Here is a 19,413-nt window from a genome sequence, read left to right as displayed (position 1 = left end):
GATCGGCCTCCGGGCAGCTCGAAGCGCCCGCTCCACCTGCGCGAACAGGCGGGAACGGGCGCCTTGCGAGGACCCCCGGCAGCGGTCAGAAGCCGCGGTCGATCCACTCCTGGAGGTGCGGAGCCTCCGCGGCGATCGTGGTCGTGTCCCCGTGCCCGGTGTGCACGACGGTCTCGTCCGGCAGCGTCAGCAGCCGGTCCCGGATCGAGTCCACGATGGTCGGGAAGTGGCTGTACGACCGTCCCGTCGCCCCCGGCCCGCCCGCGAACAGCGTGTCGCCGCTGAAGAGGGCCGCCATGGCCGGCGCGTACAGACAGACCGCACCCGGCGCGTGACCCGGCGTGTGCAGCACGGTCAGTTCGGCACCGGCGACCGTGAGGACCTGGCCGTCGGTCAGCTCGCCGTCGGGTGCCCGGTCGGGGTGGGTCTGCTTCCACAGCGGCAGGTCGTCGGCGTGGAGCAGGATCGGGGCACCCGTGCGCGCCGCGAGGTCGGGAGCGGCGTCGATGTGGTCGTTGTGGGCGTGGGTGCACACGATGGCCCGCAGCGTGCGCCCACCGAGCGCCTCGGCGATGGCCACCGCGTCGTGTGCGGCGTCGACGACGATCGCCTCGTGGTCGTCGCCGACGATCCACACGTTGTTGTCGACGTCCCAGGTGCCGCCGTCCAGGGAGAACGCCCCCGAGGTGACGAGGTGTTCGATGCGGGCGGCCATCAGAGGACCACCACCGAGCGCAGGACATCGCCGCCGTGCATCCGCTCGAAGGCCTTCTCGACCTCGTCCAGCGCGATGGTCTCCGTGACGAAGGCGTCCAGGTCGAGCCGGCCCTGGAGATAGAGGTCGACGAGCATCGGGAAGTCGCGGGAGGGCAGGCAGTCGCCGTACCAGGAGGACTTCAGGGACCCGCCACGGCCGAAGACGTCCAGCAGCGGCAGTTCTAGCTTCATCTCCGGGGTGGGTACGCCGACGAGGACGACGGTGCCGGCGAGGTCGCGCGCGTAGAAGGCCTGCTGGTAGGTCTCCGGGCGGCCGACCGCCTCGATCACCACATCGGCACCGAAGCCGCCGGTCAGCTCACGGATCGCCTCGACGGCGTCGTTCTCCTTGGAGTTGACGGTGTGGGTCGCGCCCAGCTTCCTGGCCGTGGCCAGTTTCCGGTCGTCGATGTCGACCGCGATGATCTTCGCCGCACCCGCGAGGTTCGACCCGACGATCGCCGCGTCGCCGACTCCACCGCAGCCGATGACGGCCACGCTGTCACCGCGTCCGACGTTGCCCGTGTTGATGGCGGCGCCGATGCCCGCCATCACGCCACAGCCGAGCAGCCCGACGGCCGCCGCCGACGCCGCCCGGTCCACCTTGGTGCACTGTCCGGCCGCCACCAGCGTCTTCTCCGCGAACGCGCCGATGCCGAGCGCCGGGGACAGCTCCTGCCCGGTCGAGGCGAGGGTCATCTTCTGCTTGGCGTTGTGCGTGTTGAAGCAGTACCAGGGGCGCCCGCGCAGACAGGCACGGCACTGACCGCACACCGCACGCCAGTTGAGGACGACGAAGTCACCCGGCGCGACATCGGTGACCCCCTCCCCCACCGACTCCACGACACCGGCCGCCTCATGCCCGAGCAGGAAGGGGAAGTCGTCGTTGATGCCGCCCTCCCGATAGTGCAGGTCGGTGTGGCAGACCCCGCAGGCCTCGATCTTCACCAGCGCCTCACCCGGGCCGGGGTCGGGCACGATGATCGTTTCCAGGCTGACGGGGGCGCCCTTGCCCTGCGCGACGACAGCACGGACCTGGTGCGTCATGGCCACTCCTCGGCTGCTATGAGACCTGAGTCTGATGTTGCTCATTACGGCACGCATCTCACGTGTCGCAACACAGCATCCTTGAGCGCGAACCGGCGGTCAAGGAGTCGACGCGCACCGTACTGTGGCCGCGTTCAGGCCACGGTGGGTCACCCGTTCCCGTTCGCCGCCAGGTCTGGGTAACTATGAAAAAATCGCCCATAAGGTTTCAAAGGAGATTCCCAGTGAGCACTCCTGGCGACAAGCTCGGCTACGAGAGCATGCCGCTCGACCGCACCGGCCAGGCCGAGGCCTTCGACGCCATCGGCGACCGCTATGACGAGGCCTTCCCGCACAAGGAAGGGCAGGTCACGTCCGCCGAGTGGCTGATCCGGTCCCTGCCGGCCGGCGCCCGTGTGCTGGACCTGGGGTGCGGCACCGGAATCCCGACCGCGCTCCAGTTGGCGAAGGCGGGATTGCAGGTCGTCGGTGTCGACCTGTCGGAGACAATGGTCGCGCTCGCCCGCGACAACGTGCCCACCGGAGTGTTCCACCAGGCGGACATCGCGGATCTGCGGCCCGGAGGCCCCCGGGACCTCGGCCGCTTCGACGCGGTGGCGGCCTTCTTCTCGCTGCTGATGCTGCCGCGCGCCGAGATACCCCTCACGCTGCGAACCGTCCACCACCTGCTGCCTCCGGGCGGCCTGTTCGCGCTGTCGATGGTGGAGGCGGACGTGGACGACTTCTCAATCCCGTTCATCGGAAGCACCATCCGGGTCTCCGGCTATCTGGGGGACGAACTGCGCGAGGTCGTCGAGGCTGCGGACTTCGAGATCGTCGAGGAGTCGTCGTACACCTACGCCCCGTCGAGCGCGGATGTCCCGCCCGAGGTACAGATCTTCCTGCGCTGCAGGCGGCGCACCTGACGACACACGGAAGGACACGGGTGACGAAGGATCTCGGAGCCGATCGGGGCACCGGCGGGCAGGCGGCCGGTGCGGACGTCGCCGAGCCGCAGACCGACCGACTCCGGTACCTCGACGCCGCGACCCGCCAGATCGCCCGCGGCATCAACCTCGACGAAACGTTGGAGGAGCTGTGCCGGGCGGCCGTCCCGGCCTTCGCCGACACGGCGTTCGTCCATCTGTACGCTCCGCTCCCGGTCGGCGCCGAGACGGACGCCGCCCCCGGCATCCTGCGCCTGCACACCACGGACCGCGCGGCACCGCGCCGGCCCGCCACGCAGGGCTCCGGACCCCTCGCACCGGCCCCCGACCCGGTCCGGGCGGCGGAGGTCGTACACCCCTCCGCCGCCGGTCCGCTCACCGAGCTGCTGGACGCCGGGCGTCCAGTGTTCGCGGACACCCCGGACACCGCGTCCGCCGCGTCAGAGCTGCTGGAGACCGACACCGCTTCCCCGGCACCAGGGCTCGGACGACGCCTGATCGTCGCCCCGCTGCACGGCCGCCACCAGGTCATGGGCAGCGTCGTCCTCCTGCGCGAACCCGACCGCCCGGACTTCTCTGAGGACGATCTGCTCGTCGCCTCCCAGCTCGCCACACACACCGCGCTGGGCATCGACAAGGCGGTGCTGTACGCGCGCGAGGCGTCCGTAGCCGACGCGCTGCAGCGCACGATGCTCCCGCCGTCGCTGCCCGCGCCGGCCGGAGTCCTGCTGGCCAGCCGCTATCTGCCGGCCTCGCGGACCGCGCAGGTCGGCGGCGACTGGTACGACGCGATCCCGCTGCCCGGCAACCGTGTCGCGCTGATCATCGGCGATGTGATGGGCCACTCCATGACCTCGGCCGCGATCATGGGCCAGTTGCGCACCATCGTGCAGACCCTGGCCGGGCTCGATCTGCCGCCGGACGAGATCCTGCACCACCTCGACGAACAGGCGGAGCGCCTGGGCAGCGAGCACACGGCGACCTGCCTGTACGCCATGTACGACCCCGTGCTGCACCGGCTGCTGGTGTCCAACGCCGGCCATCTGCCACCGGTGCTCCTGCATCCCGACGGCCGCACGGAGGTCGTACAGGTGCCGCCCGGGGCGCCGATCGGGGTGGGCGGCGGTGGATTCGAGTCCACCGAGATGCCCGCGCCGGCCGGCGCGACGCTGCTGCTGTACACCGACGGGCTGGTCGAGTCCCGCGACTCGGACGTCCTGACCGGGGTGGAGCGACTGAGCGCACGGCTGCGGGAAGCCGCCGCGAAATCCACGCCTCCGGGGCTGGAAATGCTCTGCGACCAGGCGCTCGGCACGCTGGGGCCGGGAGACCGGGACGACGACGTCGCGCTGCTCGCCGCTCGCTTCAAGGGCCTGCTGCCGGAGACCGTCGCGTACTGGTACCTGGCCCCGCGCCCGCAGAACGCGCGCCAGGCCCGCCGCCTGACCCGCAGGACCCTGCACGACTGGGACCTCGACGACCTGGCGGAATCCAGCGAACTCCTGGTCAGCGAGATGGTCGCCAACGCCGTGCGCTTCGCCTCCCGACCGATCGTCCTGCGTCTCCTGCGCACGGACGTCCTGCGCTGCGAGGTCGAGGACGACTCCCCGATCGTCCCGAGGATGCGCCATGCCCGGCTGAGCGACGAGGGCGGCCGAGGGCTGTTCCTGGTCGACCAGCTGGCCCAGCGCTGGGGGGTGACGAGGGTCAGCACCGGCAAGGTGGTGTGGTTCGAGCACCGGCTGCCTGCCGACGGGGACGCCGATTGAGGGGCGGGCTACTCGGGAGTGATCGTCACGCTCACCGTCCGGTTCCTCGCCGTGCTCGGGTACGGGGCGTCGCGCTGATCCGCGCTCGCGGTGGTGAAGTCCGTCAGCGGCTTGTCACTGGCGGCACTCAGTTCGCGGGCGGCGATGAGGGCCCGCCACAGGGAGAGAACCGAGCCACCGCTGGTCGGAGCGCCGGGGACGGTGGCCGTGTGGCCGTGGATCTCCACGCGCACGTTCCGACCCGCCAGACGCTCACCGAGAACGGCGAGTCGATCGGCGCCGGTCTGCGTCAGCTCGGCGCCCTCGGAGAAGAGCCCGTCCGCGAAGGCGACCTCCACGGAAGCCCCGCGCACGACCGGCTCCGTTCCCGGTGCCCGCAGCGCGGCGGCCAGGTCCGCCGCCGCCTCCGCCCGGCGCGCCGCCTCCCGGTCCCGCTCCTGTGCCTGCTCGGCCCTGCGTTCGGCGTCGAGCTGCCGGGCCAGTTGTTCGGCCGACTCGGCCTGCGTGGAGCCCGGCCGCTCCGGCCGACCGCTCGCGGTGTCCATGAGGGCGACCGTGCCCGCCGTGATCGCGGCCACCACACAGACCGCGGCGGCCAGGGCCGTACCGGCGCGGTGCCGGGCGAGCGCCGCCCGTGGGCCGCGGCCGCCGAGCCGGTCGATCCTCGCCAGTCCGGCCGACGCGGCCGGATCCTGGGGCCGCTGCTCCTGGACCCGGCGCCAGTACTCCGCCGCCCGGGCCAGGTCTCCGCGCTGGGCGTGTACCCGGGCGAGCAGATCGAGGACGTCCGGATGGTCTGCGGCGCCGGGATCATCGGCGTCGTGCAACAGCCGCAGGGCACCGTCCATGTCACCGGAGCGGGCCGCCGCCCGGGCGCGCGAGACCAGCAGTCCGACGCGGAGGGAGGCGGTTACGGACGCCGTACCGCCGGAGCCGACGCCTGCGGACACCGTACGACCTGACCCCGCGCCGTCGGACTGAGCAGTACCCGGCTCTGTGGCGTCCGCCGCCGTGCCGTCCGTCGCGCCCCGGCCGGCGGACAGGATTGAGCCGGACGGGACGCCCGTCGGGATTCGGGATGTGGGCACCTTCAACTCCTTCTCCCCGCCGACTAGTTGATGCCGCCGGACAGCCGCTCGGCCTCATCCACGGCCCCCGGCGGCAGCAGTCGGCGCAGCCGCTCGTTGACCCCGGCGAGGGCCCGGCGGTTCCCCGCGGCGACGGCACGGCGACCCTCCAGGATCGCGGCGTCCGCCTGTGCGCGGGAGAACATGTCGTCGCGCATCTCGACCAACGCGTGGAAGACCACGTACTCCCACTGGTCGGTACGGCGCAGCAACTCGACGTGGAAGTCCCCGGCCCGCTTGATGAGCCGCCGCAGATCCGCCGGAGAGGCGTCGTCGCCGAGCGAACCGGCCCGGTCGCGCAGGCTCTGCAGCTCCCGGCGGTCCGACGCGCCGCCGCCGACCTGCTCGACGACGTCCTCGCAGGAGCTGAGCAGATCCCACAGCTCGCGCTGCAGCCCGGGGATCTCGATCGCCTGCTCGATGTCGTCGAGCTGGGCTTCCACATCGCGGATGCGACGCTCGCTGGTGACGGCGGCACCCGTGTCGACGGCCGCCGCGTCGACCTCCTTGCGCAGCTGCGGGAGGGTCTTCTGCTCCGAGAGGTCCTCCAGCTGTTCCCGCGCCTGGTCCGAGAACACGTCCTCCGCCTGGTCCTGCAGGAGACGTACCCGCTGTTCCAGATCGTGCAGGCGGTCCACGAGCTCGGCGTGTTCGGGCGCCAGCAGCTCGGAGCGGTTGATCGTCGCCTCGAACTGCTGCTCCAGCAGCGGGATGTCGGCGGTGACGAGGACCTCCCGGTTGCTCGCCTGGATCTCGAACGTCACCTCGACCTCGCTCTGGGCGGGCAGGTCGATCCGGATGTCGCGCGGGCGGATCTCGATCAGCCCGACCCGGGTGTTGCGGTCGGCGCGCCTGCGCTCGCCCTCCAGCAGCGGGATGCGGATGACGGCGTCCGGCTGGGCACGGCGCAGCGGGATGGTCGTCCGGTACGGCTTGGTCACCTGGGCCGGCAGGGTGGTGCCCTTGCGCAGCAGCGGGTCGAAGGTGCCGTCGGCCTTGCCGATGCCGAGGGTGCCGGTGAGCACCGCGTCGCCGGGGACGACGGCCGCGTGGCTGATGGAGAAGGTGTCCCCGGCCAGGTTCCGCCGGGTGCCCGCGGTGTCGGTGAGCTCCACGGTGAAGCGGGACCGGGTGTCGGCGTCGATGGCCACCTCGGTGTAGAAGGTGCCGTCGGCGCCGAGTTCGGTGCGCGGACCGCGGAAGGGCGGGCGGCCGTCGGGGTTGCTCAGGGTGACGGTGTACCGCGTCCAGTCCACCGCGCTGCCGCTGCTGACCTTGCCGGAGACCGGGATGCCGGTGGTGTCGACGGACTGCGCCGGATAGTGGAGGTCGATCGCGAACTCGCCCGGCGCGGCCTGCTGCGGCTTCCTGGGCAGCCGGATCGTCCGGGCGAACACGGCGGCGCCGCGCGCGACCACGGTGGTGGGGTCCTGGCTGTGGTCGAGGGGGATGCCGGGGCCTTCGACCGGGTCGGCGAGCAGTTCGCGCAGGCCGGGGCTGAGGGTCGCGCCGCCCACCAGGAGCAGCCGGTCGATGTGGTCGGGGCGCAGGGAGCTCTCGGCCAGCGCGTCACGGCAGAGCCGGATGGCGCGGGTGTAGAAGGGCAGCGCCAGGTCGTCCAGGGCGCCCCGGGTCAGGACGTACTCGAAGGGCTCGGTGCCGCCGTCGCCGTCGTCGAGGTCGACGGAGATCTCCACCGAGGGCGTTCGGGACAGCGCGATCTTGGCGTTCTCGGCCTCCAGCTTGAGCTTGGCGAAGCTCCTGCGCCAGCGCGCGTTGTTGCGGGCGAAGTCCGGCAGGCCCAGGTCGCGCCGGACGGCCGGGACCAGCAGGTCGTCGACCAGGGCCCAGTCGATGAGCTTGCCGCCCAGATAGGGGTCACCGGCGTGCTGGATGAGCTGCAGCTCGCCGTCGCGCTTGCTCATCAGGGCCGCGTCGAAGGTGCCGCCGCCCAGGTCGAACACCATCCAGTGGGCGGATTCGGAGACGTCCTGCACGCCGTAGGCGATGGCGGCCGCGGTCGGCTCCTGCACCAGCGGGCAGTGCTCGCCCAGCCCGGCGAGGGCGGCGGCCGTGCTGGTGGCGTTGTTCTGGTTGAGCGCGAAGGAGGCCGGGACGGTGATGACGGCCGCCTCCGGCTGGTACCCGTACTCGTACGCGGCGTCCTGGCGCAGGGACTTGAGCACCTCGGCGGAGAGCTCCTCGGGGGTGAGCGAAACGCCCGCGCGCTGGAAGTGCCGCCTGGCGCCGGCCGCCCCCATCTCCAGCTTGAACTCGGCGTAGGCGTTGTCCGGATCGTTCTCCGTGCGCTCCCGGGCCCGCCTGCCGACATGGCTCACCCCCTCTTTGGGCAGCCACACGGCGGACGGCGTGAAGTCCCAGCCGTCGTTGTTCTTGATGACGTGTACGCCGTCGTCCTCCGCCACCGCGATGGCGCTGTTGGTGGTGCCGAGGTCGATTCCGAAGTCGATGGTCTCGCGCATGGTCGTGGTCTCCTTGGTCGTTCACGTGCCGGGCGTCTGCTCGGGCGCGGGCCTGCCGACGACGACCTGGCCCATCTGGATGCGTTCGCCGCGGAAGTAGACCGACGGCCGTACGGTCTCCAGCACCGTCTCGCGGTCCAGTCCCGGCTCGTCCTGGAACACCAGGGCCTCCAGGGACTGCCCGGAGTCGAACGGCATGCCGTCGTGCTCCTGGATCTCCAGCCCGTCGTCGAGGAGCGCCTGGCGGCTCGCGTGGACCTGGCGGCGCACCTGCCGCAGATCGGCGGCCGAGAGCGGGCCGGTTCCCTGGTCGAGCTTGCGCAGGGCGCGCCAGATACCGACGGCGGCCCCGAGCAACGCGTCGGTCCCGGCGCCCTCCGGGGTGCGGACCCGCTCCGCGAGGGCCTCGGCGGCCTCGACCTCAGCGAGCAAAGCCGCCGCCCACTCGACGTGGGCCGGCTCAAGCGGCGGGCGGGCGATGCGGAACTCCGGGGGATGCCTCAACTGGCGTAGCGCGTCCCGTACTTGGGGAGTCACCGGGCGGTGCATGGTTGTCCTCCTTTTGTGCCGTCCTCTGGTGTGCCGTCCTCGTGGGGCACCGGCGACTCAGCTGTTGACCCAGTACGCGATCAGGGCGGGGAGCACCATGACGAGGAAGACGAGGAAGCAGCTCAGTCGCAGGCCGCCCCACAGGTCGCTGATGCCCCCGGCGTCGACGGAGCGGGCGTACTCCCCGAACTGCGAGTGGATGGCGTCCCAGTTGGCCTCGATGCCCGCCACGTCGCGGTCCGGGGCGATCTCGTACGCCGCCTCCGTGAGCTCGACCATCGTCTGCCGCTGCTTGGCGCTCGGCCGCTTGTACAGGTGGTGGTCGGCGAGCGCCACCGCGAGGTTGTTCAGGCCCACCGCGACGATGTGCGCGACCTCCTCGTACCGCCAGTCCGAGATGAACGCCCGGAAGTCCCCGAGTCGTTCGAAGGTGGGGAGGACCTGTCTCCGCATGGCCAGAACGGCATCCCCGTACCGTCCGGCCTCCTGGTGCCGCTTCGCGGACAGCAGACCGTCGGAGATCTCCTCGACCGTCTCCTCCACGGTCTCCTCGAACAGCTCGGCGAAGAGCCCCGCGAACGCCTCGTGTTCCGCCCAGCCCGCGCAGACCCCGGCGAGCCGCGGCCGGAATTCCGGGTCGGCGGCGAGTTCGCGGAAGGGGGAGACGAGGAGGCGGGGCAGCGCGGCGAGGAAGTCGTCCGCCGAGTGCTCGCCCAGCCTCGGATCGTCCAACACCATGATCCGGTGGGCTATGTGGTGCCGGAACTCGGGGCGTTCCAACAGCAGTCCCCAGCCGCCGGCCGCGCCCCGCCAGAGGTTGTCCCGTCCGTCCGTGCTGGTGTGACCGCCTCCGGCCTCCGCTTCCAACGCCATGGCGTGGAAGCGCACCGCGTCGTCGTGCTCCTCGTGCACGGACGGAGGGCAGCCGCAGTCGGGGCCGGGCTCGCCCCACCGCCACAACAGCTCGTCGACCAGCCGTCGTCGTGGATCCTGGAACTCCTCGAAGGCGGCCCGGACCTCGTCCCTGCGGTGCCCGCCCGCCAGGGGCGACTCCGGGTCCGCGGGCAGGGTGTCCTGCACCGCGAGCCGGGCCTCCAGCCGTTGTCTGTGCTGCCGCACGGCACGTCCTCGCGCGTCCACCGGGAGCCCGGTGACGGCGAAGGCGTTGTCCCGGTACAGCCGCGTCCCGGCCAGGTCCGCGAAGCGGGACAGGTTTCCGGTGCCGGGTCGAACAGCGGACGGCTCACCCATCCGGCCACCCGCAGTCGTGTTGTCCATCCGCTCTCCATACGTCCGCTGCCCGTATGCCCGTTGCTCGTGCGTCCGTTGCTCATGTGGCCGACGCCCATGTGGTCGCCGCCCATGTGTCCGCTGCCTGTGTGTCGGGCCCGTTCACATGACCACCCCCCGGCGCCACGTCATCAGCCGGGCCAGGTGCCGTTCCCGAAGCCGGGGATGGCGGCTTACTGCCTCTTCCAGCTGGTTGGCGGCGTCGGCCAGTCGGCCCGGCTTACGGGAGAGTTCGACGGCTGCCCGTATCTGCTCCTCGACCGACCGCTGCTCGCCGGAGCGCAACTCGGCCGCCCCCTGTACGGCCGCAGAACCGGGCCGTGCCGGCCGCGCGCCCGGCGGGGGCCGCAGGGACACGGCCCGTTCGGCGACCTCGCGGGCCGTGGCGGGCCGGTCGGCCGGGTCGGTCCGCAGCATGTCCGTGACCAGGCTGTCCAGTTCCGGTCGCACGTCGTCGTTGAAGGTGCTCGGCGGCGGCAGCGGGCGCTTGAACCTCTCCAAGGAGAAGGACTGCACCGGATCGCCGCCGTCGTACGGGAAGTGGTCGGTGAGCAGGAAGTACGCGATGGTGCCCAGCGCCCACACGTCCCCCGCGCACGAGTAGCCCGTGCCGCGACGCAGCACCTCCGGCGGCATATAGGCGACCGTCCCCTGGGCGCTGGCCGCCATGGTGCCCGGGTCGGTCTCCTTGGCCAGGCCGAAGTCGCTCACTTTCACCCGCAGCCCGGACTCGTCGTAGGTGATGAGGACGTTGGCCAGCGACAGATCGCGGTGCACGATGGGGTGCTGCCGCTCGTGAGCGACGGCGAGCCCTTCGGCGGCCTGCCGCAGCACGGCCGCGGCCTCGCCGACCGGTACCGCCCCGGAGTGGGAGGCGACCAGCCGCTCCAGGCTGCCGCCCGCGACGTACTCCATGGTGATGTAGCCGCGCACGCCCTCGGACGTCTGCACGGTGCCCGCGTCGAACACCCGGATGATGTTGGGGTGTCCCAGGGTGGAGAGGATGCGGGCCTCGTCGAACATCCTGGACGTCGCCTCCAGCGAGGCCACGTGCTTGAAGAGCTTCAGCGCCTGCCAGCCGAGGATGTGGTGCCGTACCCGGTACACCTCGGCGAAGGCGCCCTCCCCCAGCCGACGGTCCACGACGAGCGCGGAGTTGATCCGCTGCCCCCTCGTCAGCAGAGTCCCCTCCGCGCTCGTCGTGTCCCCCGACATCGGCCGCCCCTTCCGTGCCCTCGGTCATCGTCACGGTGGCACGCACCTGCCGGGACCCCTCCCGAATCCGTCAGGAGTGGGTGACCTTGATGCGGGAGATGCGGACCTCGCCGTAGTTGTCGTCGTCGCACGGCTCGGAGTTGTCGCAGTTGGCCTGCGTGTAGGCGCCCGCCTTGAAGTAGTTGGTGTCGCCGTCGTGGGAGATCGTGGTCTGCCGCCGGCCGTTGTAGTACACGTCGACCTCTCCGTCCTCGGCCACGAACTTGGCCTCGAACTCGGTGCCCAGCTCGTAGTCGTCGGTGACGAGGTGGTGATGGCGCTCGTCGCCGTCGGTGATGTAGAGGCTGCTGTCCTCGAGGCGGAAGACGGTGACGTCGTCGTCCCCGCCGTGCACCTGCGCGCCGACCACCCACGGCCGTTCCTCGGGCAGTGCCGTGAACGCCTCCCTGACCACGAGGGTGTGGGTGCCGTCCGTGGTGGACCATTCGGCTTCGTCGTCGCCGTCGTCGGTCATCTCCCGCAGCTCGGCGCGCGGGTAGCTGGACCCTCCGGTCGTCACGCCGTTGACGGCGGCCCGGAATCTGACGGCGGCGCAGTCCGTCTCCACCCGGAACCAGGGATCGGCGGAGAAGGTCGCCAGGTCGGGTTGGGTGATCTCGGTGGGGTCCTCGTCGTCACCGGTCGGCAGCGTGAGCTTCCAGTTCGTCAGATCGAGGGCCTCGGCGGGGTGCGTGCACCGGTCGGCCGGCCGTCCGTTCGGGGTCGCCGCGCCGGCGTGGGCGGACAGCGTGAGCGTGACGGTCGAGACGGCCGCGGTGATGCCGGCCAGCACAAGGGTCCGCGTTCTGGGCATGGAGGGACTCCTCCTGTCGGGTTGACGGTCGGTACAGACGCGTACCGTAGGCGCCCCTGGCGGGAGGGGTCCCGTAGCCCGTGATCCCCCTATTTCCGCGCATGAGTGCGACTGATGGAGGCTCTGGGTAGAGACTGCGTACGGTCCGCCGTACGCAGTAGGTTCGACCTGTACGTACGGCCCAGGGCCGTGTGCGTTCCGGACTCGACCGAGGGGGAAGATCCGTGCGTTCCGGGGACCAGTTCGCCGACCGCTATGTCCTCAAGGAGGTCATCGGCACAGGGCGAGGCGGCGATGTGTGGCTGGCCCACGACACCGTGGTGGGCCAGGACGTCGCGCTGAAACCGGAGCGGACCGACAGCGCGAGCGAGACCGCCGTGCGGCGGCTGCTCGGCGAACCGCGCGCCATGGCCAAGTTCCGCGACCACCCGCACGTGGTGACCCTGTTCGACGTCGTGACCGTGGCGCAGGACGGTGCCGTGTCGAAGGACAGGGCAGAGGCAGGGCCGAAGGGCGGAGCCGGGTCACAGACGTACTGGTTCGTCATGGAGTACGTCCTCGGCGGCGGCCTGGACCGCGAGCCGACGGTCTCCCCCGAGCGGGCGGCCCGCATCGGTGCCCAACTCGCCGACGCGCTGGCCGCGTTGCACGAGGCCGGCATCGTCCACTGCGACGTCAAGCCCGCCAACATCGGCGTCACTCGGCACGGGGCCGCGAAGTTACTGGACTTCGGTGCCGCCTATCGGGTCGGCGGCACCGAGACCATCACCGTCAACGGCCCGTACAGCTTCACACCGGACTACGCCGCCCCCGAACTGGCCCGGGGCAACGTCCCCCGGCCGGCCTCGGACGTCTTCTGCCTCGCCGCCGCCCTCCACGCACTGGTCACCGGCGCGCCGCCGCGCGGTGACGCACTCGACGACGAGGCCGCCGGCCCCGCCGGGACAGACACGGACGGCGAGGAAGCCGAGCGGCTGCGGTACTGGAAGGCCGAGCAGGGCGTCGTCGAGCTGGACGCCGCCGCCGTGGGCCCGTTGTACCCCGTACTCACCGCCATGCTCCAACGCGACCCCCGGCAACGCCCCGACGCCGTCGAGGTCAAGCGGCTCCTGGAGGAGGTCGCCGGGTCCGACCCGACGCCCCCCAGGGACCCGGCACCCACCGTCCCCGGCCGCCCGCGCCGCCGACCGCTGATCGCCGCCGCGCTCGGCATCACCGCCGTACTCGCGCTGGGCCTCGCCGTCATTCCCGACTACGGCGACGACGGGAAGGCCACCCCCAGGCCCGGCCAGAGCACTTTGGACGAGGACGCCTCGGACGGCGAACCGCGGGCCCTGATCGGCGACCCGCACACGGCCGACGTGTGTGCCCTGACCGACCCCGCCGCTCTCGAACAGTTCGGTGACGGGAAGAGCGACGGGAAAGTCGTGGTCGACGTCGACTACGGGAACTTCGACCGATGCGACGTACTCGTGAGCATCGACGACAAGACCCGGATCGACGTCTCGATCAGCCTGCGCCGGGGCTCGCCACCCGAGGGATCGACGCCCTCGCGCACCGTCGGGCGGATCGGCATCCGGGATGAGCAGGCCGAGAGCGACGAGTGCAACCTGCTGCTGACGTCCGACGGCGACACCGAGGACACCCTGGTCGGGGTCCGCGTCAACATGGGCAAAGGCTCCGTGGTCGGCGGCAACGCGACCCTGTGCACGGTCGCCGAGAAGGCCGCCACGAGCGCGGCCGAGGTCCTCAACCAGGGTGAGCTCCGCCGCCGTTCACCGGCCTACCCGCGCGCGTCGCTGGCCTGGGCGAACGCCTGCGAACTGCTCGACGCCAAGGCGCTCTCCGTCGTTCCGGGCCTCAAGGTCGACGTGCCGGAGGTCGGTGTCGCGGACTGGAGCTGCGAGTGGTCGAGCGATGTGGACGAGCTGGATGCGGAGGTGAGTTTCTTCCGCGACCAGCCCAAGTCCGCGGAGGACGGCGCCACCGCCGTCGAACTCAGCGGATACCGCACGATCATCGAACCGAACGACGACGGCGACACCTGTACGGCCTTCGTCGAGTACCGCAGGTACAGCGGCCGGGACGCCGAGACCGCCGCCGAGATGGTCCGCCTGGAAATCGGCGGGCACCGGCCGACGGACGAGCTCTGCACCATGGCCGAAGACCTCGCGGCCTCCGCCGCCGCGGAACTCCGCGCACGCTGACACCAGAGCTGTGCCTCAGAGCCCGGAGTCCGGCCAGTCGTCCTCGTCCTCCATCAGCTCCAGGTCCGGCGGCACGAGGGTCGTCGACTCCACGAGCCCCCGGATCAGGTTGTGCAGCAGACTGTTGTCGGCGGGTCGGCCCTCGGCCTTGTCGTGCAACAGTGGGTACTTGAAGCCCGTGCCGTGCAGCCGACGGCGTACGGCCTCGATGCGGAACTCGATCCTGCGCTCGTTCCACTTGGCGTCCGGACGGAGGTAGGCGAGCCGCTCGGCCGTCTGACGGTACGTCAGAGGGCGTGGGTCCTCCTCGTACAGCAGGTACCGCTGACCGAGGACCACCAGCAGCAGCCGCTCGTCGTCGTCCAGCGACCAGGTCTCCGGTCGTACGGTCTCGGCGCGCCGTCGCGACACCGGCCCCTGGTCGTCGTGGCCCGACACATACAGCTCGACCAGGTGCTCACGGTAGCCGGAGCCCTTCACGAACAGCGGGGTGTAGCCGGTGGCGAGCGGGATCGGCTCGGTGGTGAGGTGCATCATCCGGCCGCGGGGCAGCCGGACGAGCTGCTGCCCGGTGTTGCGCAGCCACCACAGCCCTTGAAGGTACGTCAGTTCACCGTGCCGTCGGCTCACCCTCAGGTCGTCCACGCCGACCCCCAGGTCCACTTCCGGCTTCTCACCGCGCCCGAAGCGGACCGTGAGCCCCTGGTGGGGCGGTGCGCTGAGCTCTCCGGTGACCGTGCGGGCGTGCAGGGTCCCGGGCGTGGCGGGCGCGACACCACGCGCAAGGCTGGCGGAGAGGGGCATCGCTGGTCTCCTCGGTTCGTGGACTGCTCGGTGGTGCGAGGACTTCAGGGTGGCGCGTACCGACCAGTCTCCGCCTCCCTCGCGGGACCCCTCCCGAACGGGTCGAGGGGCAGCAGACTCAGTACGCGGACTTCAGCGTTCCCCCGGGAAGTTTCCCGCCGTCCTCCCGGCCCACGCTGCACAGCACGTAGCGGAATCCGGCCTCCCACTCCTCGTCGGAGGAGCGCCAGCCCCGCATCTCGTGCCCTTGGCCACGGGCCAGGTCAACGCCGTACTTCTCCTCGCAGAGCCCATCGGTGTCGACGCTGTCCGCCGAGCCGTCACCCGAGGCCCAGGCCCAGCCGACGACCTGCTCGTGGTGCGGCTTCTCGCAGCTCACCAAGGTGTCGGTGATCTCGCCGCCCTCGTCCTCCACGGAGGTGACGCAGTCGCCCGGACCCTGCTGCGTGATGTACACCTCGTCACCGAACTTGCGGAAGTCGCCGAGCGGGCCGCCGAGGGTGGCGTGCTTCAGGAAGACCAGACAGGCCGAGACCGGCGGATCGCTCTGTCCCGCCTCCGGTGTCAGGACGTACAGCACCGGGTCGGCCATGGACTTGCGCAGGTCCGCCGTGCGCCGGGTGCACTCGTCCCGTACCGACTCCGCGCCGGACGCCCGCATGGCGTCGTCGGCCGCGACGGTGGCGATGACCTGGCCCTCGGGATCGTCGTCGTAGCAGCTGACGACTTTCACCCCGGGCCGCCCTTTGTACTCGCCGTCCTTCCAGTCGGCGTTGACGCACTGCCCCGGCATGAGCCCGTCACGCAACCCCACCTGTCTGCCGTACGGGTACGCACTGCGGGTCACGGTCGGGGACGGGGTCGGGGAGGGCGTCGCGGCCACCTTCGTGCCGACGGCCTGCGGTCCCTTCGCCTCGGCCCGATCGTCGTGGTGGGTGGCGGCACCCAGAGCGAATCCGCCGGCTCCGGCCAGTATGGCGGCGAGCGCCACCAGCACGGGCGTTCGCCGAACGGAGGAAGGGGGAGCGGCGCCGGTCGCGCTCCGGGCGCGGGGCAGGCGCCTCTTCCAGGACTGCGCGGAACGGGCAGGTTCCGTCGCGGTGCCCGCGTCGCCGGAACCTGTCGCGGCCCCGGAATCGGCCGGCTCCCGGGCGGCCCCGGGGAGCGCGGGAAGTGCCGTACCGGAAGGTCCAGGTCCGGCTCCCATGGCCTCGGCGAGCAGTTCGCGTGCCCCCTTCGGCTGTATGCGCTCCGCCGGGTCCTTGGCGAGCAACCCCATGATCACGCTGCTCAGCGGATCGCTCGCCTGTTGCGGCACGTCGGGTTCGCTGGTCAGGGCTGCTATGAGGGAGGCGTCGAGGGTGTCCCGTTCGAACGGGGAGGTGCCCTCGACGGCGAAGTAGAGCGTGACGCCCAGCGAGAACAGGTCGGTCGCGGGCGTCGCTTCGCCGCCGGACAACCGCTCCGGCGCCAGGAAGCCCGGGGTGCCGACCACCATGCCGCTCTGGGTGACCCGGGTCTCCCGGGGCCACAGCGAGATGCCGTAGTCCGTGAGCAGGACCCGGCGGTCGGCGGCGCCCGAATGATCCGGTGCCAGCAGGATGTTGGACGGCTTCACGTCGCGGTGGATGATGCCGAGCCGGTGCCCGGCGCACAGGGCGTCGAGGGCGGCCGCCCCGATCCCGGCCACTTCGTCGCTGGGCAGCGAACCGCGCTCGTTCACCACGGCGCGCAGGTCCCGCGTGCCCTGCAGGTACTCCATCACGATCCACGGGCGGCCGTCGTCCTCCACCACGTCGTACACCGTGATCACGTTCGGGTGCTCACGCAACTGCGCCGCCTTCAGGGCCTCCTTGCGGCCCCGGTCGGCGGAGTCGTCGCCGGACCCCTTCGGCTCGCGCGGTACGTCGATCTCCTTGACCGCGACCCGGACCCGAAGCTCCTCGTCCTCGGCCAGCCAGACGTCTCCCCCGCCGCCGGAGCCCAGCCGCTGACCCAGCCGGTACCGCCCGGCGATGACCCGTTCCTCCCGTGCCACCAACGCCTCCTTCCTCGGCCGCGCTTGCGGACCGGTCACCGCAGCGCCTGGCGGTCGCCGCCCCCATGCTCACTCGCCCCACCCGGGAGCCCTCCCGGACCGCGGCTCACCGGACGACGAGCGGCCGGAAGGCGGACCGCACAGCGGACTTGGTCTCCACGACGTACTCGCTTGTCGAGTCCGCGGAGGTGTAGATGGACCCCGGGCAGCTCGTGCCGTTGATCTGGATCGTGCGGTTGGCGACGAGCTTTCCCGTGCGCAACTCGTACACCTTCACCGGGATCGCAATCCTGTAGAAGGTCACGTTCGAGACGGCGCCGGAGGACCCACTCTTGTAGTAGGAGCAGGTCTCGACGGAGCTTCCGAACGTCGTCTCGCCCATGCAGACCACCAGGACGGCGTCGCTGGGGCCATCGGCCTTCCAGGAGCCGGGGAGTTTCTCCGAGTGGTCGATGGCGTACTCGCCGTCGGGGTAGAACAGCGCGCGGTTCGCGCCCTTGCCGAGGGGCTTGGCACCGCTGTACTTCGCGGGGCTGGAGCAGTACTCGGGCTGCCCGTCGGTACGCTCCGTGAGCAGGCTGCGCACGTGGGCCAGCTCGATGCTCAGCGTGGCCTGCCTGGCTCCCTTCCGCGCCCGGTCCGCGAGGTCGTCGTCGGGGTACCGGTCGAGCAGCTGCTGGTAGTGCGTGCGGGCCTGCTCCCAGCTGTCGTCCGCCATCAGGTCGTCGCCGCACCCCATCAGCGCGGCGGGCGCGGTCCGTTCGGCCGTGTCCGCGGACCGGTCCAGTACGTCGTCGCTGCGCTTGCGGTCGTACAGCCAGTCGGTGACGGTGACCGTGTCGCAGGAGTCCTTCGTGGGCAGGCCGCGCAGGAATCCGTCGAGAGTGGTCTCGACCATCTGCTCGTTGCCGGGCTTCGCGAGGACCGAGGCGAGTGTGCCGAAGCCATGCTTCAGGGCATCCGTGTCCCCAGTCAGCGCGGTCGCCAACTCGGTCCGGGCGATGCGCAGCCGCTCACATGCCCGTACGACGTCGTCGCCGCGGGCGCTCAGCGGCGCGTCGGCGATGCGGTGCCCGAGCCACACCTCGTCCTGGGCGCTCAACACCCCTGTGCAGTCGCCGCGTTCGCGGGCGTCGGCCACGCTCTGCCCGATCCTGGAGGCGTCGAACCGCAGAAGCCCCACGGCCAGCAGCACCGGCAGTGTGACGCCGAGCACGACCAGACGCCGACCACCCACCGAGCCCCTGGCTCCGCCCACGCCCCCGCCGCTGCGCGCCAGGAACCACCCGTGGCCGATGACGGCCACCCACCACACGAGCACGGCGACTTCGTACGCAGAGTCGGCCGTCGACACGACCTGGGACACCAGCACGACGGTCACGACCACGACGGCGAGGGCGAGCCGGCGCCGCCGCAGCATCAGATAGCCGACGCCGAGCAGCGAGGCATTGCCCAGGGCGACGGCCAGCGGGTCGTGTGGCCTGACGTCGTCAGGTGCGAAGTTCGGCATGGCGGGTACAGCGGGCGTCCGGTCGTTCATCCTGGTCTCCCCCGGTCGCGGAACGGGTCCGACGCCCGCATGGTGCGCCCCCACGCTCGGGACGGGTCCCGAAGGCCCGGCGGTGGGCAACAACCCGAACCGCTCCCGAGGCCCTGGAGTCCCTGTGACCGACGTCGCCACTGGTCCGCATCCGCTCGCCGCGCGGATCCGGCCTGGCTCCGAACAACCGAAAGGCCGTATCGGAATGCTCCGATACGGCCTCTGACCTGCTCCTCAGCAAGTCGGGACGACAGGATTTGAACCTGCGACCCCTTGACCCCCAGTCAAGTGCGCTACCAAGCTGCGCCACGTCCCGATGCGGTCTGACCTGGGGTTTCCCCCGGCCGAACGCGCATGGAAACAATACCGCACTCGGGTCGGTGGTCGCGCACTCCTTTATGTCCGGCGGGTGATCCCGCTCGCCGTGCGGGCCGGATGATCACTCCCCGTCCGGCAGGCCCAACTCGGGGTACGCGTCCAGCAGGCGCGTGGGCGCCGCCTGGCGCCAGGAGTCGGCCAGGATGTCGCGCAGTTCGCCCTCGTCCTCCAGGGCGCCGAGCCGGACCCGCACCCAGGCGAACTGCGCCTCGTGGTCGGCGATCCAGAACTTCGTCGGCTCGGCCAGGACCAGTTCGTCGCGCTCCTCCTTGGGACAGCGCACCGCTATGGAGGTCTCCTCCTCCGGCAGCGTGGCGAACATCTTGCCCGCGACCCGGAACGTGGGCATGCTCCACGCGATCTTCTCCGTCGTGTCCGGCAGGGACAGGGCGATACGGCGTACGTCTTCGGCATCCGGCATGCAAGGCACC

At 71.2% G+C, this 19,413-nt stretch carries 15 protein-coding genes and 1 tRNA gene; 3 read left to right on the top strand and 13 right to left on the bottom strand.

All coding sequences use genetic code 11. From position 1 onward, the window contains the following. Positions 1 to 85 precede the first annotated feature (85 nt). Together BLU79_RS44695 and BLU79_RS44690 are read right to left on the bottom strand one after the other, a co-directional pair. Positions 86 to 715, bottom strand: a complete 630-nt coding sequence (locus BLU79_RS44695; RefSeq protein ID WP_093911798.1) for an MBL fold metallo-hydrolase — start codon at positions 713 to 715, stop codon at positions 86 to 88. Beyond that, a complete protein-coding gene (locus tag BLU79_RS44690; RefSeq protein WP_093911797.1) occupies positions 715 to 1,803 on the bottom strand; it encodes an S-(hydroxymethyl)mycothiol dehydrogenase in 1,089 nt (362 codons plus the stop codon). The genes BLU79_RS44695 and BLU79_RS44690 overlap by 1 nt, the downstream gene beginning before the upstream one ends. A 260-nt stretch (positions 1,804 to 2,063) precedes the next feature. Here BLU79_RS44690 and BLU79_RS44685 point away from each other — a divergent pair, with 260 nt between their 5' ends. Further along, positions 2,064 to 2,708, top strand: coding sequence for a class I SAM-dependent DNA methyltransferase (locus tag BLU79_RS44685; protein WP_256333727.1), 645 nt, complete (start codon positions 2,064 to 2,066; stop codon positions 2,706 to 2,708). A 20-nt stretch (positions 2,709 to 2,728) separates the two neighbouring features. After that, positions 2,729 to 4,498, top strand: a complete 1,770-nt coding sequence (locus BLU79_RS44680; RefSeq protein WP_256333724.1) for an ATP-binding SpoIIE family protein phosphatase — start codon at positions 2,729 to 2,731, stop codon at positions 4,496 to 4,498. An 8-nt stretch (positions 4,499 to 4,506) separates the two neighbouring features. Here the strand turns inward: BLU79_RS44680 and BLU79_RS47970 are convergent, their stop codons facing one another. The 6 genes from BLU79_RS47970 to BLU79_RS44650 all read right to left on the bottom strand — a co-directional run bounded on the left by BLU79_RS47970 (position 4,507) and on the right by BLU79_RS44650 (position 12,015). Next, positions 4,507 to 5,586, bottom strand: coding sequence for a tetratricopeptide repeat protein (locus tag BLU79_RS47970; RefSeq protein ID WP_143052587.1), 1,080 nt, complete (start codon positions 5,584 to 5,586; stop codon positions 4,507 to 4,509). Positions 5,587 to 5,609: 23 nt separating this feature from the next. Continuing rightward, positions 5,610 to 8,108, bottom strand: coding sequence for an Hsp70 family protein (locus BLU79_RS44670; RefSeq protein WP_093911794.1), 2,499 nt, complete (start codon positions 8,106 to 8,108; stop codon positions 5,610 to 5,612). A gap of 21 nt (positions 8,109 to 8,129) precedes the next feature. Further along, positions 8,130 to 8,657, bottom strand: a complete 528-nt coding sequence (locus BLU79_RS44665; RefSeq protein ID WP_093911793.1) for a hypothetical protein — start codon at positions 8,655 to 8,657, stop codon at positions 8,130 to 8,132. Positions 8,658 to 8,714: 57 nt separating this feature from the next. Then, complete coding sequence (locus BLU79_RS44660; RefSeq protein WP_093911792.1) at positions 8,715 to 9,935, bottom strand: hypothetical protein; 1,221 nt, start codon at positions 9,933 to 9,935, stop codon at positions 8,715 to 8,717. Between the two features lie 114 nt (positions 9,936 to 10,049). Then, a complete protein-coding gene (locus BLU79_RS44655) occupies positions 10,050 to 11,162 on the bottom strand; it encodes a serine/threonine-protein kinase (protein ID WP_093911791.1) in 1,113 nt (370 codons plus the stop codon). A gap of 70 nt (positions 11,163 to 11,232) precedes the next feature. Then, positions 11,233 to 12,015, bottom strand: coding sequence for a polysaccharide lyase family 7 protein (locus BLU79_RS44650; protein ID WP_093911790.1), 783 nt, complete (start codon positions 12,013 to 12,015; stop codon positions 11,233 to 11,235). 224 nt (positions 12,016 to 12,239) lie between these two features. Here BLU79_RS44650 and BLU79_RS44645 point away from each other — a divergent pair, with 224 nt between their 5' ends. After that, the gene (locus BLU79_RS44645) at positions 12,240 to 14,222 is read left to right on the top strand and encodes a serine/threonine-protein kinase (RefSeq protein WP_093911789.1); all 1,983 of its coding nucleotides are present in this window, start codon (positions 12,240 to 12,242) and stop codon (positions 14,220 to 14,222) included. 15 nt (positions 14,223 to 14,237) lie between these two features. Here BLU79_RS44645 and BLU79_RS44640 read toward each other — a convergent pair whose 3' ends face one another. The 5 genes from BLU79_RS44640 to BLU79_RS44620 form a co-directional block, all read right to left on the bottom strand. Next, positions 14,238 to 15,026, bottom strand: a complete 789-nt coding sequence (locus tag BLU79_RS44640) for an FHA domain-containing protein (protein ID WP_093911788.1) — start codon at positions 15,024 to 15,026, stop codon at positions 14,238 to 14,240. A 118-nt stretch (positions 15,027 to 15,144) separates the two neighbouring features. Next, on the bottom strand, positions 15,145 to 17,064 hold the full coding sequence (locus tag BLU79_RS44635; RefSeq protein WP_093911787.1) for a serine/threonine-protein kinase: 1,920 nt from the start codon (positions 17,062 to 17,064) through the stop codon (positions 15,145 to 15,147). Between the two features lie 106 nt (positions 17,065 to 17,170). After that, a complete protein-coding gene (locus BLU79_RS44630; protein WP_093911786.1) occupies positions 17,171 to 18,604 on the bottom strand; it encodes a tetratricopeptide repeat protein in 1,434 nt (477 codons plus the stop codon). A gap of 242 nt (positions 18,605 to 18,846) precedes the next feature. Beyond that, a tRNA-Pro gene (locus tag BLU79_RS44625) sits at positions 18,847 to 18,920 on the bottom strand. A 123-nt stretch (positions 18,921 to 19,043) separates the two neighbouring features. Then, on the bottom strand, positions 19,044 to 19,403 hold the full coding sequence (locus BLU79_RS44620) for an MmcQ/YjbR family DNA-binding protein (RefSeq protein ID WP_177001436.1): 360 nt from the start codon (positions 19,401 to 19,403) through the stop codon (positions 19,044 to 19,046). Positions 19,404 to 19,413: the final 10 nt, after the last annotated feature.

Source organism: Streptomyces sp. cf386 (genome assembly GCF_900103585.1).
GTDB lineage: Bacteria > Actinomycetota > Actinomycetes > Streptomycetales > Streptomycetaceae > Streptomyces.
Note: the sequence above shows the minus strand (reverse complement) of the source record. Positions and strands in the feature narration are given on the sequence as shown.

Coding starts and splice junctions, on each gene's coding strand:
- BLU79_RS44695 (WP_093911798.1), bottom strand. CDS start 715: ATGGCCGCCCGCATCGAACACCTCGTCACCTCGGGGGCGTTCTCCCTG.
- BLU79_RS44690 (WP_093911797.1), bottom strand. CDS start 1,803: ATGACGCACCAGGTCCGTGCTGTCGTCGCGCAGGGCAAGGGCGCCCCC.
- BLU79_RS44685 (WP_256333727.1), top strand. CDS start 2,064: ATGCCGCTCGACCGCACCGGCCAGGCCGAGGCCTTCGACGCCATCGGC.
- BLU79_RS44670 (WP_093911794.1), bottom strand. CDS start 8,108: ATGCGCGAGACCATCGACTTCGGAATCGACCTCGGCACCACCAACAGC.
- BLU79_RS44665 (WP_093911793.1), bottom strand. CDS start 8,657: ATGCACCGCCCGGTGACTCCCCAAGTACGGGACGCGCTACGCCAGTTG.
- BLU79_RS44660 (WP_093911792.1), bottom strand. CDS start 9,935: ATGGACAACACGACTGCGGGTGGCCGGATGGGTGAGCCGTCCGCTGTT.
- BLU79_RS44655 (WP_093911791.1), bottom strand. CDS start 11,162: ATGTCGGGGGACACGACGAGCGCGGAGGGGACTCTGCTGACGAGGGGG.
- BLU79_RS44650 (WP_093911790.1), bottom strand. CDS start 12,015: ATGCCCAGAACGCGGACCCTTGTGCTGGCCGGCATCACCGCGGCCGTC.
- BLU79_RS44640 (WP_093911788.1), bottom strand. CDS start 15,026: ATGCCCCTCTCCGCCAGCCTTGCGCGTGGTGTCGCGCCCGCCACGCCC.
- BLU79_RS44630 (WP_093911786.1), bottom strand. CDS start 18,604: ATGAACGACCGGACGCCCGCTGTACCCGCCATGCCGAACTTCGCACCT.
- BLU79_RS44620 (WP_177001436.1), bottom strand. CDS start 19,403: ATGCCGGATGCCGAAGACGTACGCCGTATCGCCCTGTCCCTGCCGGAC.